Raw genomic sequence first — 13,204 nt, 5'->3', positions numbered from 1 at the left:
GGAACTGGCAGGATCACATCAACGTCTACGGTCCCGACAACCACCTGCGCCTGACCGGCAAGCACGAGACCGCGCCGTGGAACAAGTTCTCCTACGGCATTGCCGACCGCGGTGCGTCGATCCGCGTTCCGCACTCCTTCGTCAACAACGGCTACAAGGGCTATCTCGAGGATCGCCGCCCCAACTCCCAGGGCTGCCCCTACCAGATCGCGTCCGTCGTCCTGAAGACGATCGCCGAAGTGCCGACGGCCGACTACGCCAAGAGCGCTGCCTGATTGCCCGGGGCGAGGCCGTCGTCGGCTTCCGGGCCACGCCACCGGCTTCGCCCCACGCACACGCGCGCCGTATTGATCCTGGCCTGTCGGGGGCCTATCCCTCACGCCACGCAAGACCAACCACGCGAGCAACGGCGGGACGGCCAGCTATAGCCAGGCTCCTGCCCAAGTAGATCTGCTCAACCGCAACCGTTGCGATCGCATCCCGTCTTCCGCCCACAGCAGGCGGGATACGATTGTAACAGTATGTCCCGTTTCAGAAACAGTAGGACATCACGAACGCTCCAAGACGGATCGCGCCTGACGCAGTGTCCGGCGATAAAGAGGAACGTTCGAATGGATACTTCTGCAAATGAAATTGCTGCCGTTCATGGCTCCGGCGGTGACTGGATGGAAGTCACCCCCGGCGAGGTTTTCAAGATTCGCACATCTGCCACCGAGACAGATGGGATCTACACGATACTGGAGATCATCGCCGAACCTCGTAACGGCGTGCCGATGCATGTGCATGCGAACGAAGAGGAATGCTTCGTCGTTCTTGAGGGCAGCCTTCATCTCACCCAGGGCGAAGACAGGCTGAACCTGTTGGCCGGTGATGTGGCGACAGTCAGGAGGGGCACTCCGCATGCATGGTGCAATCTGTCTGATCGACCTGCGCGGTTCTTGGTTATCTTCTCGCCTGGAGCCATGGAGAAGACATTCAGGCGTATCGGTTCGATGAAGGCCGCCGATTTCTCGGCGATCTCAGAGTCGGCCGAAAGCGATGGCTCCACCATTGTCGGACCTCCGCCCTACGGGAACATCTACTCCGTCCTGTCACCTCGGCCAAGGCCTTGATCCTGCACAGCTTGCGAAGACAGTGAGAGCATTTCCCGCTCACTGGACATTCTCGATCTGTCGGCCGAGTTCGCACCCTGAGGCTGCGGCATCAGCCGTGTCTGTCGGGCGAACTCGGCCGCAAGTGGATGGCAGCGCCTGGTCAGGCGCGGCGGGAGGCTCAGCCCCCCTGCCTGGCCAGCATCACGCCGGGCGGCGACTTGGCCTTGTCCTGCTTGCCCTCCAGCAGCGTCAGACGGAGCAAATTGGAGATGGCTTCTGCGATCGTGATCAGTGCATCGCGCTCCTCGTGCTTCAACGAGCGCGGCACGACATCTATGATACAGATCGATCCCAGAGCAAACCCCAGCGGATCCCGAACCGGCGCCCCGGCGTAAAACCGGAAGCCGTAAGGTTCATCAAGGGTCGGATTGCTTTTGTATGTCTCGTCCCGGCTCAGATCCTCGATCACGGTGAGCTCATTGGCAACGAGCGTCTCGTTGCAGAAGGCCCAGTCCCGCGACGTGCTTTCGCCGTCGAAACCCACTCGGGATTTGAACCACTGCTGATCCTTCGTAATGAGGGTGAACATCGCGATGGGCGCACGCGTGACATAGGCAGCAAGACGCACGAGACGGTCGAAGCGGCTGTCTGCGCTGGACCCGACAAGGGCAGATCGCCTGACGGCCTCCAGACGGGCATCTTCGTTCCATGGCAGGCCGAATGATGAACCATCATCCGTGTCGCGCAGTCTTGCCTTCAGAAGATCGACGACTGCGGTACTCATGGCCGAAACGTCGGACAGCATCTGCATTTTGACACGGTTCTCTCCCTGCCCGGCCATCGAGCCGACGCCCTTGCCGATCATCGCAAGAATGAGAGTTTGTCTGTAGCGCGGATCGCCGCTGATCGCGGCAACAAGGGCTTTGCGCTCTCCATCCTCGGCATTCTCCACGATCAGCAACGTGGGTGGCGCGGGTTCGAGCAATGTTCTCAATGCGTCTGCGTCTTCCGTAACATCGATGAGCAGGCCGGAGCCGGGAAGCCCGACCTTGCCCCACTCCGCCCCTCGGCCCTGGCCGGCAAGGACGACCGCGTTAGCGCCCAGATCCAATGGCACCCGCGCCGGTTCTTCGATGAGGTCGAGAACAGCCTGGCGCGGAATCCGTCGATGTCCTCCAGGTGTCTTCCAGGATGGCAATTGACCGCTCTCCACCCATAGCTGTGCCGTGCGAACGGAAACGCCAAGCAACTCTGCGGCATCCGCCGTCGTCAGGATATCTTTCATCATGTGCCCCAATGCAGTGGGCACAAATATAGGAAAAATCAGAAAATCTGCAAGAAGCGGAACCTGGTCGGAGGTTTCGCAAGCGCGCGATTGTGCCCGGCCTGCACATGGCGCAGGAGCCGAGCGTCCATCGACTTGAAGATGAGATGCAACTCATCACAGCGGTGAAAGGCGGAAGGGCTCGATGGCCTCCCGCCTTTCATTTCATATCACATGGCCGCCAGGGTCTTCGCAGCGTCGTCGATCGTGTCTGCAATTTCCTGGGCGCGGGTGATGAAGAGGGCATGACTGCCGGAAACCTTGGTGATCTTGGCGCCAATTCGTTCGGCCATATGCACCAGCATCGCCTGATCGAACGCCTTGTCTTCCGTCGCGATCACAGCCCAGCTCGGCTTGCTGCGCCATGCGGCGTTCTTCAGCTTCGTGCTGAAGACGGACATGTTGATCGGCACCTGGGAGTCGCGCAGGAAGGCGGCCTGCTCATCGCTCACGTCATGGGCGAAGCCCTGCTTGAACATGTCCGGCTTGACGAAACCGAAGCCGTCTTCCCCGATCTCGAGCACGAATTCTGGCGTCGGGGCAAAACCTTCGTACTGTTGAGCGGTCGTTTCACCAGCGTCCGGCGCCAGCGCCGACACATAGACCAGACCCGAGACCTTCGGATGCACACCCGCTTCCGTGATCACGGTACCGCCCCAGGAGTGCCCGACAAGGATCGTCGGACCGCTCTGGAGGTCGAGCACGCGGTTGGTGGCATTGACGTCGTCTTCGAGCGACGTGAGGGGGTTCTGCACGATCTGCACGTGATAGCCACGTTTCGTCAATTCATCGTAGACGCCGCGCCATCCGGCTCCGTCCGCGAAAGCACCGTGCACGAGAACGACGTTTTTCACGGGAGCGGCGACGGCAATTGTCGGCGCAACCATCGCAAGCGCCAGGGTGGTCGCGCTGGCCAGGGTGAGGGCGAGTTGGGTCAGTTCCATTGTCGTTTTCCTTGTTCAGAGTTGTACATGGCCGGTTGAAAATGTCCTCCTTGCCGGGCAACGGGCGGGGGGATCGTTGCCCGGCTGGAGGTCGCTGAAGGAGCCTGTGTGGGAGGGGACATGAGGCCGTCAGTCAGCCTCTGTAGAATTGCAGGTCGTCCGGGCGACGCATATCGTCCTTCCGTCTCGCCCGGCTATCCAATGGTATTAGCGCGCTAGTCCATCTCGGTAGTCTCGGCGACGGCGCGGGTTCAGCAGCCTTTCGACAAGCGGGGCTGCGGCGGTGCGGAGGCGACGGTCGATTGGGGATTTCGTCGACAGGACAGGTCTAGCCAGCCCCCCAGGAGAGCGTCACGATTTCGATATGGCGGCCAGGATGAATGGCTTTAGCCGTTGAACGTAAGATCTTCCCGATGTCCGCCTCTCGACGCTTTGTCGATCTGACATCTCGAAATGCCGATGTCTTTCAGCAGGTAGTCCGGCATGTTCCGCATCGTCTCCACAGCCTTCCGTCTCCTCCGCCAGCAGTGAAACCAGCTGAGGAGACCTCCGTTGCGCTTTTTGTCACTCGGCCCATGTGCTGGCCGTTTCAGCAATTGTTGCAGACCTTTGGTCATCTGTGTCCCACGTGTTGATATGCACTTGGGGCCATTGGCTTGGCCTGTGCCTTTGAACTGGACGCGACGATGCATTGCGGGTGGCGCAAGAGTGTTTCAGGACAGGGAAAACTGCTTACGAATGGAACGAAGTCCGGCGGCACGGCCTGGCCGCCGAAGACCGGATCGTGCTTTGACCCGGCTCGATCGACCCAGGCAGGGAAACGGCGTTGACCAGCAGATTCTTGCTGACCTGCTGGAGCTGGATCCGATTGTCGGTAACACCACCGTATAATTTCCGTGATGGCCGAAGCATGCGATGGATGAGCCAATTGCTCTCAATGCCGAAAAGGCCAGTCAGATGCCGGCGTCACGGAATGTGCATATCGCAGTCATCGATGACGACGACTCCTTCCGCCTTGCGGCAGAATGGCTGATCAAATCGCTCGGATACCATGTGGCCGGTTATGAGTCCGCAGAGGCGTTTCTGGGCGTGCCTGCCCCACGGGCCGCCGACGTCATAATCTCAGACATCCAGATGCCAGGAATGACGGGCATCGAGATGAAGCAAAAGCTGAATGAGGAGGGACACGAAGTTGCCGTCATCTTTGTATCGGCGCAAGCCGATCCAGCCCTGCTTCGTCGTGTGAGCGAGTGTGGTGGCCTGGCACTTCTGCAGAAGCCATTTCACGGACAGATTTTGATCGACGCCATACATCGCGCGATCGGGGATCCGTCACCAGGTTGATGCAGGTGCCAAGCCGACCTTTCGAACCAGTCTGGAGGAAGATTGACGGACGCGAGCTTGCGCCGCCTGGATTCAAAGGTCGGCCATAGCCCGGCGACTGCGTCGCCAGGCTGCCAGTTTCGAAGACGGTTCGAGCGAGGTCTCGACCGGAGCAAGGGCCGGCCGAACCGGGGCCGATTGCTTACACGGTCGGAACGGTGCCGCCATCGATGACATATTCTGCACCGGTGATGGATGCTGCCCGATCCGAGGCAAGAAAGGCGATCAGATTGGCAACCTCTCCCGGCTTGGCGGGCCGTCCAAGCGGTATTCCTCCGAGACTGTCCATGATAATCTTCTTGCCGCCTTCGTAGTCGGTGTTGGCCTGAGCCGCCAGCCGCTCGGCCAGGTGCACCGATCCTTCGGTCTCGATCCAGCCTGGAGAGACGCGCATCACGCGAACGCCGCTCGGAGCCACTTCCTTCGAAAGCGCCTTGCTGTAGGTGGAAAGGGCCGCTTTTGCGGCGGCATAGGCAGTGGTCGACTCCGGCAGAGGGAGGATGCTCTGGATGGACGTCACATGAATAACGACACCATGGCCCTGCGCCACCATCTGAGGCACCAGCAATCTGTCAAGCCGGACGGCAGGAAACAGGTTGGTGTTGAGTTCATTTTCCCATTCTGCGTCATCAAGGGCAGCAAAACCACCGCCTGGAGCAGAGGAGCCGCCCAGCATGTGGACAATGATGTCGGCGCCTCCGAGGCGATCGTTCACGGCATCCGACACCGCAATGGCGCCCTCCGCCGTTTTCAGGTCAGCGGCGACGAAAAGGTCTTCCGGCAAGGACTCCGGACGAGACCTGGCCGTCACGAGCACACGTGCCCCGAGGCTGCGGAAGAGATCCGCTGTCGCCCCACCGGTGCCCTTGGTGCCGCCGGTGATCAGCGCGCGCTTCCCTTCCAAGTTCAGGAACCCGGTCATGCGCCAATCTCCAGCTGTGCAATCTTGCCCTGTTCCACAATGAAGCGGAAACGAAGCTTCGCGGGGCTGTTGGGGAAGTTCCCGCTGACGGTCGCGAGGACGGAGATCCCCTCCCCGTCGTTGGCAGCACTGATCGGCTGTGCCGTGTGACTGTACTTTTGCTTCGCCTCGAGCCACCAACGGCGGATGGGCTCGAGACCCTGATACGTGGCACCTTCGTCGTGCACCACCGCGGTTTCGGAAAATGCGCCGACCAGGGCCTCAGCATCGCTGGACTGGTCGGCATCGAAATAGGTTTTAACGGAGTCTGGCAGGTTCATCGGCGTCATCCTTATTTAGATCCCGCAGTGAAATTAGCACTTGACCATTATTATTATAACCGGGACAAAGCTGCATGACGTATTGCGAATACCGGGACAATGGAACGCGCTTCTCTGGATGATCTCACCGCCGTCATAACCATCGCACGGAAAGGTACCTTTCGAGCGGCGGCGGTCGAGCTGGACATGTCGACGACGGCCCTCAGTCACGCGATCGCGCGGTTGGAAGCAAACCTGGGGGTGCGACTGTTCAACCGGACGACCCGCAGCCTCTCGCTGACAGGTGCCGGAAGGATCTTTGTCGAGCAGGTGGGGCCAGCGCTTCAGGACGTCCGCGGCGCCTTGGATGCGGTTCGCTCCGAGCGTGACACCCCCTCCGGGACTTTGCGCATCAATGCGGCACCTTTCGCCGCGCAGGAGATCCTTTCTCCTCTCGTGGTCGAGTTTCTTCGTCGCTACCCGGACATGTCCGTGGACCTGGTCACCGAAGGGCGGCTGGTGGATATCGTGGCCGACGGTTTCGATCTGGGTGTGCGCGTCGCCGGACTGGTTCCGAGCGACATGATTTCGGTATCGCTTGGTCGACCGCAACGTTATGCCGTCGTCGGCTCTCCCGACCACTTCGCCCGTCATCCGAAGCCCTTGGTGCCTCCCGACCTCCTCAAGCACGATTGTATCCGGGTGCGCCTTCCGGGGGGCGCCCTGTTCAGATGGCGTTTCGAGAAGGACGGTGAGACGGTTCAGCTCGACGTTGAGGGGCCTATCATTCTGGACGAGGCACATCTTGCACGGGCAGCCGTGATGGAAAACATGGGCATCGGTTATTTCATGGAGCAGACCGTCATCGAAGATGTCGCGGCCGGCCGCCTCATCCGCATCCTCGATGACTGGACACCGGCCTTCCCGGGCATTTGCTTGTACTATCCCAACCGCCGGAACCTCACGGTCGGCATGAAGGAATTCCTTGCATTGGCACGCCGCCATGCGGCGGAAGCGTCCCGGACCGGATCGACCATCGAGGCAAAGGGACCATCTGGCTGACGGCGACGAATTGCAGCACCTGTCGTGTTTCGCGGTGTCGGCAATTGAAGAACGAGTTCATGCAGGATGCAGCGGAGGAGGGTTGGCGTACGCCGCAGCTTGGCTTCGCTCCGTATCCGGAAGTTCCTTCCGTCATGTTCTCGTCAGAACATCTGCACCTATCGAAGTCTGCTTTCCCACCGACCGGTCGTGGTTACGTCGGCGTCGAAATAGTACCCCACGCTCCTTTCGGTTTTGATCAAATCTGGTTTCGAAGGATTGGCTTCCAGCTTGCGACGAAGCCTCAGGATCAAGACATCGATGCTGCGGTCAAAGATCTCCTCATTATGAACCCGACTTGCCGACAACAATTGCTCGCGCGAGAGCACGCGCTTCGGAGATTGCAGGAAGGCGACGAGCAGATTGAACTCGCCCGCCGTCAGCTTGACCTCCCGACTTTCTGCGAAGACAAGCTTCCTCAGGCTCACATTCAGCATCCACTGCCCGAAAGAATAGATCCTGCGGTCCTTCTTGACGTCAGGGCCCGGCCGTTCCCTGACGGCGCAGCGGACGCGGGCGAGAAGCTCCCTGGTGCCGAATGGCTTGGTGATATAATCGACGGCCCCGAGCTCCAGACCGATCACCTTGTCTGCCTCCTCCAGACGATCGCCGCTGATGATGATGATGGGGGAACTGGAGGTGCTTGAGAGCTTTCTCACGATATCCAGACCGTCTTCGTGGCCAAGATTGAGGTCGACGATCATCGCATCGACAGTGTCCGATGCGAGGATGGGAGCCAGTTGCTGGCTCCCGCTGATTCCCGTGACCCTGAAGGCGTGTTGCGTGAGATAGTCGACCAGCAGGCTTCTGATCCCGGCATCGTCGTCAATTACGAGTACATGCTTCATCGCTCTTCTCCAGGTCATCCAGAAGTCTGAACGCGCCAATGCACTCGGTGACGGACAGTGGCCGCGAGATGCCCCACATCATCTGCGACTATGTTCGTGGCGGGTCCTTGCTCGTTCAAACCCGCGTTTATATCAGTTTCTAAATTATCACAATTATCATATTTAGCATTTCATGGTCGCGCGTAGTATATGGAGAGAGACTCCCGTTCGTAATGAGCGGTTATGCGAGCTCCGACCTGCATGATCGGTCATGTGCCAAGGCTTTCTCAGCAAGCGACAAACAGGCCGTCGGACGGGTCACGGCCGCGCAAGCCCACGACCTCCACGGGCGAATGGTCAACTCTCTGTGAGACTGATGTTCTCACGCGTTCATTGGCGGCCGCCGGGAACTCAACCGGGAGACCCCGCCTCAGACTGTCCTGAGCGGCAGTCCTGGTCCTGGAGCTCGCCGGCGGAAGCGAGGTTCAGGTCGATAAGGGACACCCGGGTTGCCAGCAGCAGGAAGTCACCGTCTCTGGCCTTGGCCACCGCGATTCCAAATCGGCCCATCGCCTCGGCATCGACAGGGAACTCGTCGGCCAGGATTTGAAAAGGTCCTTTCTCCCGGAACTCCCGCGGATCCGTCTTCCAGATCCAGTAGTCGTGAGGCAGCAACCCGTCGCTGATCCGTTGCCAGCGGTGGCTGTTGAACTCCAGCCGGTCGAGTGTGGCGCGCACGTCGGGAGAAATACAGGCAATGTGGATATGGAGATGGTTCTGGGAGCGGCCGTAGCGCGAGTTCACGGCCAGCGAGATGTCGGCATCGGAAAGATTGGGCTCCTGGGCGGAAACATGATGGCGGTTCTGCCAGGCCCACCAGAAATAGTTCGGCGTGGTGGGCTCGAGCAGGCTGGCGTCTTCCACCCCGGAGATCGATAGGGTTGGCAGAAGAAGGTAGTGATGGGAGCCTTTCCTGTCCCTCAGGACCGCATAGCCCTGATCCTGATCGACCTTGAGGCACGGCTCGCTGACGGCACCGCGAGCCGATCGGATCCCGCACTGGTCAACCAGGATCCGTGCCAGCGCATCGGCATCGGGCCGAAGTGTGAGAAATAGCGCGCCGAACACCGCTATGGATGCGGCCGCTGCGAAAAACGCGGTCCGGGCCGCCATCATCGCGACCCCCGACCTGCGTATGAAGCCTTCACAAGGTCCGCCGCCCGCTCCCCGATGACGACGCAGGGTGCCATGGTGTTGCCGACCGGAATTTTGGGCATGATGGATGCGTCGGCGATGCGCAGGTTGTCGATACCATAGACACGCAGTTGGGCATCGACGACCGACATGGCATCCCGCCCCATTTTCGCGGTGCAGGACTGGTGCCAGAAGGTGACCGCCGAATTGCGAATGAAGCGCTCCATTCCGGCGCGGTCGCGCTGGAGCGGGACCGCCTCGCGCTTCACGAGCGGCGTAAACAGATGGCTGTTGCCGAGCTCGCGGCAAAGCTCCACCGTCCGGAAGGCGGCGGCCATGTCTTCGGGCTCGGAGAGGGAGTTTGGCTCGATCAGGATCGGGTCAGTCGGACCGGCCCCCGTCAACCTCAGCTGGCCCCGGCTTTTCGGCTGCGCCAGGCCCGCAAACATGGACCATCCATGGTCCGGTGCCGCTATCCCGACTTCCGGCGGTGAAGGCACCGCGAATTCCAGTTGGCATTGCAGGATGTCGGGCACGGACAGACGGGAATCGCTCTTCCAGTAGAGGACTGCCTCGCAACCGCCACCCCCGACCTCCTGTGGCTGGAGATACTCCCAGGTGCAGCCGAATGCGATATGGTCCTGGTGGTTCTGCCCCACACCCGGCAGGTTCTGCACGATCGGAATGCCATGTCGGTGCAGTTCAGTCTCTGGTCCGATGCCGGATTGCATCAGGACTTTCGGAGTGTGCACGGCGCCCAGCGACAAGATGACATCAAGAGCGGCGTCGAACCGCAAGACCTGCCCGTCCACGACCGCCTCGACGCCGACCGCCGTCTTGCCTTCAATGATCAGGCGGGTGACGAGCGCCCCGGTCAGAACCGTCAGGTTCGGCTTGTGCATCTGCGGGTAGGTGTAGGACCTGAAAACAGATTGCCGCTTGCCGCCGCGAATGAGCAATTCGGCAATGGCCGCCCCGCCTGGACCTTCCATCATTTCCCCGTTTGCACTGCCGAATCTGGGAATCCCCATCAGACGGGCGGCTTCGACGGTCGCCTCTGCCAGCGGCTTTGGTGAGGATGGCTGAGCGATGTGAACCGGCCCGCCGGCACCACGGCGCAGCGGATCGGCGCCGCCCTGCCAGTCCTCGATCCGGCGATAGTAGTTCAGGACCGAGTCGTATCCCCATGCCGGATCGCTAGACTCCTCGGCAAAGCAATCCCAGTCCGCCTTGTGGCCCCGAGCCCAGACCATCACATTGATGCTCGACCCACCACCCAGCACCCTGCCCATGTTGAGCGGCAGCCGGCGCCCGTTCAAATGGCCCGAGGGTTGCCCCTCGAACGCCCAGTCGCGGCAGGATCCGAGGTTGAGCGGCCATTGGCCGGGCTCGACGATGGTTGGGGATGCGTCGTCGCCGCCCGCCTCGAGGAGCAACACATTGACATCCGGATCTTCTGCAAGACGGCCCGCCACGACCGAGCCGCTGGAGCCCGATCCGCAGACGATGACGTCGAACGACGTCCGCAGTTCGGCGCGCAACCGCGCCTGGTTCTCCTGAACTTCACGGGCGAAATTCGATTCTTCGATATGGGGCATTGGTACGCGACCTCATTGCGATGTGGACGCCTCCGTTTCGAAGGCGAGCTGGCGGTTACATCTCCTGAGGATGTGTTTCCCGCCGATGTCGAATGAGGGTGTTTGGATTTCATTTGCAGCGCGGGGACTGCTCCAGCGCATCAGCGTTTCAAGCACCAGACCTTCTGTCTCATATTTATCAAAAATGATTTATTTGATAAATTTGAAATCCACGTTATTGCTGTTCTCACCCAACGTGTGAGGATCAGATGAATACCGAGCTTTCCTTCGAACAGGCCCCATCCCCTGCCCGAGACATTCCTGTATTGACCACTGCGGAGTTGGAGGCAGACCCGCACAAGGCGTTCCGGCGCTTGCGGACAGCCCATTCCCTGGCGGAACACGAGGCCGGGGGATATTTTGTTCTTCGCCACGCGGACGTCATGCGGCTCGGCCAGGATCGCCGCCTGCAAGCAACCGAGACAGCCATTCCCCGGCAACGCGGCCTGACCGAAGGACCGCTTTTCGATATCTTCCAGGACGGCATGTTGATGAGCAACGGCGCCGTGCACGGAAGCCGCCGCGCGCCCATGTCTCGTGCCCTTGCGGGGCGCTTGATTGAGCGCGTGAGGATACATGCCAGGGACGCTTCCGAGGCCCTCATTGCGGGCTTTCAACGAGCCGGGCAGGCTGAATTCGTGGATCAGTTCGCCGCTCGGCTGCCTGTCTACACCCTGGCACGGATGCTCGCGGTGCCCGAGAAGGACCATCCCTCGTTCGCACGGCATGTTCTTCAGATGAGCAGGTTCTTCAGTCCGAGCTTTACGGATGGCGATCTGCAGGCGTGCACGGCAGCGGCTGAAAGCCTGTACGCCTACCTGGAGGAAATGCTGCATGAGCGGCGGCAAAGACCACGGGACGACCTTCTCTCCGATCTCCTGACAGCGGCGGCGGACGAGGGCGTGCTGTCCGAACGCGAGGTCGTGGCGCAGGTGGTCCAGCTCATCGTCGGCGGAACCGAGTCGGTCCGCGCTGCAATTGTCGTCCAGACCTATCTTCTTCTTCTGAACCGCAATCAATGGAAGGCGGTATGTGATTTCCCCGAACTGGTGCCGGCTGCCGTCACCGAAGCCATGCGTTTCGAACCCGGTATCGCAGGTGTGGTCAGAGTTGCCGTGGAGGCCATCGATCTCGATGAGGTCACGATCCCTGCCGCTTCGCTGGTCGTGCTCTCGACGATGTCGGCCATGCGGGATGAACATGTTTATGCGCAGCCCGACGTGTTCGACATCCATCGGGAACAGGCATCAGGCCTGCACTCCGTCTTTGGCGTAGGAGCCCATCGGTGTGTCGCAGATGCATTGGCCCGGGCCGAGCTGGAGGAATGCCTGCAGGTGCTGACGCGGCGACTTCCGCAACTGCGGCTGGAAGAGATACCGGTCCTGAAGGGATATATGTTCACCCGCGACCCCACGTCCATGTGTGTCTCCTGGCCGACCTGACATCTGTTGCCCGGTCTGGACAGGCTTCGACCGCCGCTCATCGGTGATGGTGACGGCGGATCTGCCTGCCTGGCGCATCGGTTCTTGAGCCTGTCTTACAGATCAAAGGAGAAGCCGCTCTTCTGTAACGCCAGGCAAACATTGCCGGGCGATTTAGCAGCATGAGCATCAGGATCTTTCTTGGGATCGGGGCAATGGTTGCCCTGCGTAGGCGAAAGCTGCCGATAGAGGATGACGCAGGCCTGGAGGCCTTCGATCTTCTGGCGGGTTGGCGCGGTGCGACCGCGCCTTGCGGCTCCCTCGATAGGGTCGAGACAAAGATGCTCGCTGGTAGAATGTCAGGAGGTGATCCCAGAACAGGACTCCAAGGGCGATGGCCCAGATGAACAGGTCGGAATGCGTATTCCTCTATACGATCGTATACCGCCCGTAGCCCATAGATATCATCTACCCGTCCGCTCGTTCAGTATGATCGGGAGAGGGAAATGGTAAATTACATCCATCAACGGTGAGACAAACACCGGGGATGGCAGGGAGCAGCTGCTTCCAGAGCGGGCAAGCCGCTTGGATAGCAGCGCGTCAACTGGTCGATCTGACGAAGAGCGCCTTTCCCATCGCATCGTCGGATCAGCATGATCACGAAAAACGAAGCAGGTTCACAGGCAATGCAGAACGACCATCTTCCTTATCGTGATAATTTTAACGGCGACATGATTCCAGCGGAAGCATGGATGCCAAACCCCAAACCCGCGCAAGACGCGCATCAGACAAGGATTGAAACCATGAAGTCGATGACCACCATGACCGCCATCGTTTTCGCCGCTTTGGCATCCGTACCGGCTCTGGCCAGCGAAGGTGACTACTACGAAGGTGTCGCCCGGCAGCAGCTTGCACCGTCCACCGTCGACCGCAGCTTCGGCTATACCGGCTCGATCTCGGGCGCCTCTGCAAAGGTCGGTCGCCAGGAAATGCCGACGATCAACAGCGGCGACTATTTCGAGGGTGCCGTACGCCCGAACTGATCGCTGTTCATTCAA

General features: G+C 60.4%; 13 protein-coding genes and 1 pseudogene. 6 read left to right on the top strand and 8 right to left on the bottom strand.

Annotation, left to right across the window (positions count from 1 at the left end):
- Both EO99_RS0124980 and EO99_RS0124975 read left to right on the top strand, forming a co-directional pair.
- Positions 1 to 275: pseudogene (locus EO99_RS0124980) on the top strand (glutamine synthetase); the annotation flags it as partial.
- Between the two features lie 336 nt (positions 276 to 611).
- Positions 612 to 1,112, top strand: coding sequence for a cupin domain-containing protein (locus EO99_RS0124975; RefSeq protein ID WP_051680089.1), 501 nt, complete (start codon positions 612 to 614; stop codon positions 1,110 to 1,112).
- A gap of 160 nt (positions 1,113 to 1,272) precedes the next feature.
- On the opposite strand, the gene EO99_RS26500 is transcribed toward EO99_RS0124975, so the two are convergent.
- From EO99_RS26500 to EO99_RS28555, 3 genes are all read right to left on the bottom strand, one after another.
- Positions 1,273 to 2,379, bottom strand: a complete 1,107-nt coding sequence (locus EO99_RS26500) for a helix-turn-helix domain-containing protein (RefSeq protein ID WP_162179343.1) — start codon at positions 2,377 to 2,379, stop codon at positions 1,273 to 1,275.
- Between the two features lie 209 nt (positions 2,380 to 2,588).
- Entirely contained in the window at positions 2,589 to 3,362 is a 774-nt protein-coding gene (locus tag EO99_RS0124955; RefSeq protein WP_029621262.1) for an alpha/beta fold hydrolase, read from the bottom strand.
- 386 nt (positions 3,363 to 3,748) lie between these two features.
- On the bottom strand, positions 3,749 to 3,979 hold the full coding sequence (locus EO99_RS28555) for a DUF1127 domain-containing protein (RefSeq protein WP_077067175.1): 231 nt from the start codon (positions 3,977 to 3,979) through the stop codon (positions 3,749 to 3,751).
- A gap of 298 nt (positions 3,980 to 4,277) precedes the next feature.
- On the opposite strand from EO99_RS28555, the gene EO99_RS0124945 reads away from it, so the two are divergent.
- On the top strand, positions 4,278 to 4,706 hold the full coding sequence (locus EO99_RS0124945; protein WP_051680087.1) for a response regulator transcription factor: 429 nt from the start codon (positions 4,278 to 4,280) through the stop codon (positions 4,704 to 4,706).
- A gap of 181 nt (positions 4,707 to 4,887) precedes the next feature.
- Here the strand turns inward: EO99_RS0124945 and EO99_RS0124940 are convergent, their stop codons facing one another.
- Together EO99_RS0124940 and EO99_RS0124935 are read right to left on the bottom strand one after the other, a co-directional pair.
- A complete protein-coding gene (locus EO99_RS0124940) occupies positions 4,888 to 5,667 on the bottom strand; it encodes an SDR family oxidoreductase (protein ID WP_029621260.1) in 780 nt (259 codons plus the stop codon).
- Complete coding sequence (locus tag EO99_RS0124935; RefSeq protein ID WP_029621259.1) at positions 5,664 to 5,987, bottom strand: nuclear transport factor 2 family protein; 324 nt, start codon at positions 5,985 to 5,987, stop codon at positions 5,664 to 5,666. The genes EO99_RS0124940 and EO99_RS0124935 overlap by 4 nt, the downstream gene beginning before the upstream one ends.
- Positions 5,988 to 6,086: 99 nt before the next feature.
- Between EO99_RS0124935 and EO99_RS0124930 the strand changes: the two genes are divergently transcribed.
- On the top strand, positions 6,087 to 7,028 hold the full coding sequence (locus EO99_RS0124930) for a LysR family transcriptional regulator (protein WP_051680086.1): 942 nt from the start codon (positions 6,087 to 6,089) through the stop codon (positions 7,026 to 7,028).
- 158 nt (positions 7,029 to 7,186) lie between these two features.
- Here the strand turns inward: EO99_RS0124930 and EO99_RS0124925 are convergent, their stop codons facing one another.
- From EO99_RS0124925 to EO99_RS0124915, 3 genes are all read right to left on the bottom strand, one after another.
- On the bottom strand, positions 7,187 to 7,915 hold the full coding sequence (locus EO99_RS0124925; protein ID WP_051680085.1) for a winged helix-turn-helix domain-containing protein: 729 nt from the start codon (positions 7,913 to 7,915) through the stop codon (positions 7,187 to 7,189).
- A gap of 390 nt (positions 7,916 to 8,305) precedes the next feature.
- The gene (locus EO99_RS0124920) at positions 8,306 to 9,067 is read right to left on the bottom strand and encodes a CDP-diacylglycerol diphosphatase (protein ID WP_029621256.1); all 762 of its coding nucleotides are present in this window, start codon (positions 9,065 to 9,067) and stop codon (positions 8,306 to 8,308) included.
- Complete coding sequence (locus tag EO99_RS0124915) at positions 9,067 to 10,686, bottom strand: GMC family oxidoreductase (RefSeq protein WP_051680083.1); 1,620 nt, start codon at positions 10,684 to 10,686, stop codon at positions 9,067 to 9,069. The genes EO99_RS0124920 and EO99_RS0124915 overlap by 1 nt, the downstream gene beginning before the upstream one ends.
- A 248-nt stretch (positions 10,687 to 10,934) precedes the next feature.
- Between EO99_RS0124915 and EO99_RS0124910 the strand changes: the two genes are divergently transcribed.
- Entirely contained in the window at positions 10,935 to 12,167 is a 1,233-nt protein-coding gene (locus EO99_RS0124910) for a cytochrome P450 (RefSeq protein WP_029621254.1), read from the top strand.
- A gap of 632 nt (positions 12,168 to 12,799) precedes the next feature.
- Positions 12,800 to 13,189: a hypothetical protein gene (locus tag EO99_RS27785; protein WP_156035012.1), complete on the top strand. Its 390-nt coding sequence runs from the start codon at positions 12,800 to 12,802 to the stop codon at positions 13,187 to 13,189.
- The last annotated feature ends 15 nt before the right edge of the window (positions 13,190 to 13,204 follow it).

This window comes from Pseudorhizobium marinum (assembly GCF_000705355.1).
Classification (GTDB): domain Bacteria; phylum Pseudomonadota; class Alphaproteobacteria; order Rhizobiales; family Rhizobiaceae; genus Neorhizobium; species Neorhizobium pelagicum.
The sequence above is the reverse complement of the archived record's forward strand: the minus strand, read 5'-3'. Positions and strand labels throughout refer to the sequence as shown.